A 2,734-nucleotide genomic window follows, 5' to 3' on the forward strand; every position below is an offset into this window, starting at 1 on the left:
ATATAAAATCTATTTTGATATTGGTTGTATACAATCGTCCGTTTAATGACAAGAAACAATTTCGTATTTATCTATAAGCTAAATTTAAATCCCCGACCTTTTAAAGAAATCGGGGATTTGGGTAACAAGTTGGGTTATTAGAAGGATGGAGCATACAACTTATCGCCGACAATCTGGCGAATTGTCTCTACTAGTTGGCTGTATGCAAAATTAGATAAAACTGGTTGTGCTGTTTGCAACTGAATTTCTCGATCTAAATCAATCCATGACTTGCAGCCAGCGTATTTGGCATAATAGGGAATTTCTTGCTCTTGCGTTAGTTTATATGCCCGTAGGAGGAGAATATAAAGGGGCTGACGTGCTTTCCATTTGAGGCGATCGCTAATAAAATGCTCGTTCCAAATATGGAAGGGAAGTAAGTTGTTGACAATAGACTCATCACTACAGGGCAAAATATCTGTAATTTCAGCCCAACTACCAATGCGAACTGTTTCAGGATGCCAGCCTGATGTTACTGGATAGACATTATTGGCATATTCAGCTTTCAGCATGAAAGCTTGTTGATGTTCATAAGTAGGATAAAGCAGAATTTGCTTTTGAGCAACTTGGAAATGTCCATTTCGTTCGTGGATACCGCCTTTGCGGAGTAACATAATTGTTTTGCCACTTTCCAAGGCATTTATGGCAACTGCCCATTCTTTGAGAGCATGAAAAGTTGTAGTCAATTCCATCGGCATCTACTGTAACTCTGATTTAATTTGAAGCTAAGACTGATAAAGTGTGAACCTGTCCAAGGCAATAATTAGGAAAGCAATCGGTGTTTCTAATTTTTCTGGCGTCCAGTTAACAGAAGCAGCAAGTTATAGACGTATTGATAGTTTACAACCACCCTATTCTTTATTCTGGAGACAGGTAGAACAAGATGCATTGCCCTATTGTATCGAAAACAATATTTCTATCCTTGCTTATTTACCTTTAGCACACGGGTTGTTAACAGGAAGATTTGCTCTCGGTCATAAATTTGACCCAACAGATAACCGTGCAAAAAATAAACTGTTTCAAGGCGAAAACTTTGAACGTGCCAACAAGCGCTAGAAAAACTGCGTCCTATAGCCCTTCTTGATAATTGTACCCTTGCTCAGTTAGCTTTAGCTTGGTTAATTGCTCAACCTCAAATAAATGCATAGATGCGTCATAGCGGTTTGTCGCCAGACATCGCTGGAGGGCGTTATCCCCAACAAGCACTCTTTCAATGCATTAGCCGCCCAAATCAAGCTTTCTACAGCCAAATTGGCAGAAATTGATGCCATTGGCCCTATTGTCACCGACCATCTGGATGACAATCAGATTATGTGGAATTGATGACAATGTTGTTTGGTTCCTATGCTTAATCTATCCAAGATCCCTTTAACTTTCTTTAAAAGATGGCTGGGGATCAAATTTATAGCCCTAGATTGCAAAATCTAACAAAACGTCAACTTTCGTAAACTAAGGATTGCAACTCACCAATTAAGTGATAATTTAAATAGTAGGACACCAAACCAAATAAAACTAAACAAAAAAGGTCAATGACTTAGTGTCCCCTTGTCATCAGCCCAAGCAAATTTCAGCATATCAAATGTGATGAAAGTGGCAAAAAGCCTAATGTAGAAGGCAAAGCCAAATCCTAAAGCGGAAAAACGCAAGAATGCTGAGTTTGTTAGTTTTTCAGTCCACCCTAGTTATTAACCTTCAGTTAGTTAATTAGTTTAAAACTTGAAACCTGTAAACTCGATAAAACCTGGTCAACCTCGACCAGGTTTTTGGCATTTTATTGTAATATGATTTTCTCAGTACGGCAGGATTTTCGGTGAGACTTTGTTAGGTTGAGCGACAGATAAACCCAACAAAGTCTCGATAATGTTGGTTTACCCTTCCCTTCGGGACGCTACGCGAACGGTAAGCAAGCTACGTTCCTCAAGCCAGCCTACATGAGTATAATTTTTAGTCTTAACTGAACTGTATTGAAGCGTATTGGACTCTAGCTAATTTTCCAGCAGGGAATAAAATAGGACAGCAACATATCCTGCTAGGAGAATTTGATGATAAATTATCGCTTTTTAAATAAAATTACTACAGTTATGATTGTAGCTGCCCTTTCTTTTTCCTGTAAGTCTTCTGTTAGTAGAAATGCAGAACAGGCAAAAGCAACTGAGAAACCGAAGCCACAACAAAATCTTATCTATGGCGATTTAATTATTAAACAGCAATCAGATTATCTAATGATTCCTGTTAGTCTTGCAGAGCAGAATGAAGATAAAGGAATTGATTTAAACGTTTCACGTTCTTATGAACATGAAAGGAGTAACCAATTATATAACATTATCTTTTATCGAAAGCAAGATGGTGAAGCTCATCTTTTATTAAATAAAAAAGCCGCGATCGCCTCCTTCGATTTATTGGAGGTAAAAGCAGCAAACAAGCCAACTACAAGAGTTTGGTTATATAAAATTATTGACGAAGATACAAATACAGATAAAAAACTCAACATTGAAGATGCTACTATTGGCTATCTATCTGATTTATCAGGTAAGAAACTCCAGCAAATCACCCCAAATAATACTCGAATAATAAGTTGGGTTATTGTTCCAAGTCAAAATGCAATTTTTCTAAAAATTATCAAAGATTCGGATAATGATAAAAAGTTTACAAAAGAAGATAAAACGAATTTTGTGAGGGTTAACTTCGATAAAAT

2 protein-coding genes and 1 pseudogene are annotated in these 2,734 nt (G+C 37.2%); 2 read left to right on the forward strand and 1 reads right to left on the reverse strand.

The window, feature by feature from the left end; all coding sequences use genetic code 11:
* Nucleotides 1–137: 137 nt before the first annotated feature.
* Nucleotides 138–737 carry a DUF1802 family protein gene (locus IQ229_RS22835; protein WP_194047676.1) on the reverse strand — a complete coding sequence of 200 codons (600 nt, stop codon included), beginning with the start codon at nucleotides 735–737 and terminating at the stop codon, nucleotides 138–140.
* 70 nt (nucleotides 738–807) lie between these two features.
* Here IQ229_RS22835 and IQ229_RS22840 point away from each other — a divergent pair.
* A pseudogene (locus tag IQ229_RS22840) lies at nucleotides 808–1,362 on the forward strand (aldo/keto reductase); the annotation flags it as partial.
* A 719-nt stretch (nucleotides 1,363–2,081) separates the two neighbouring features.
* Nucleotides 2,082–2,734: hypothetical protein (locus IQ229_RS22845; protein WP_194047678.1), on the forward strand; the 653-nt coding region annotated here is incomplete at its 3' end.

Origin of the sequence: Nostoc cf. edaphicum LEGE 07299, from assembly GCF_015207245.1 — a bacterium.
Taxonomy (GTDB): domain Bacteria; phylum Cyanobacteriota; class Cyanobacteriia; order Cyanobacteriales; family Nostocaceae; genus Nostoc; species Nostoc edaphicum_B.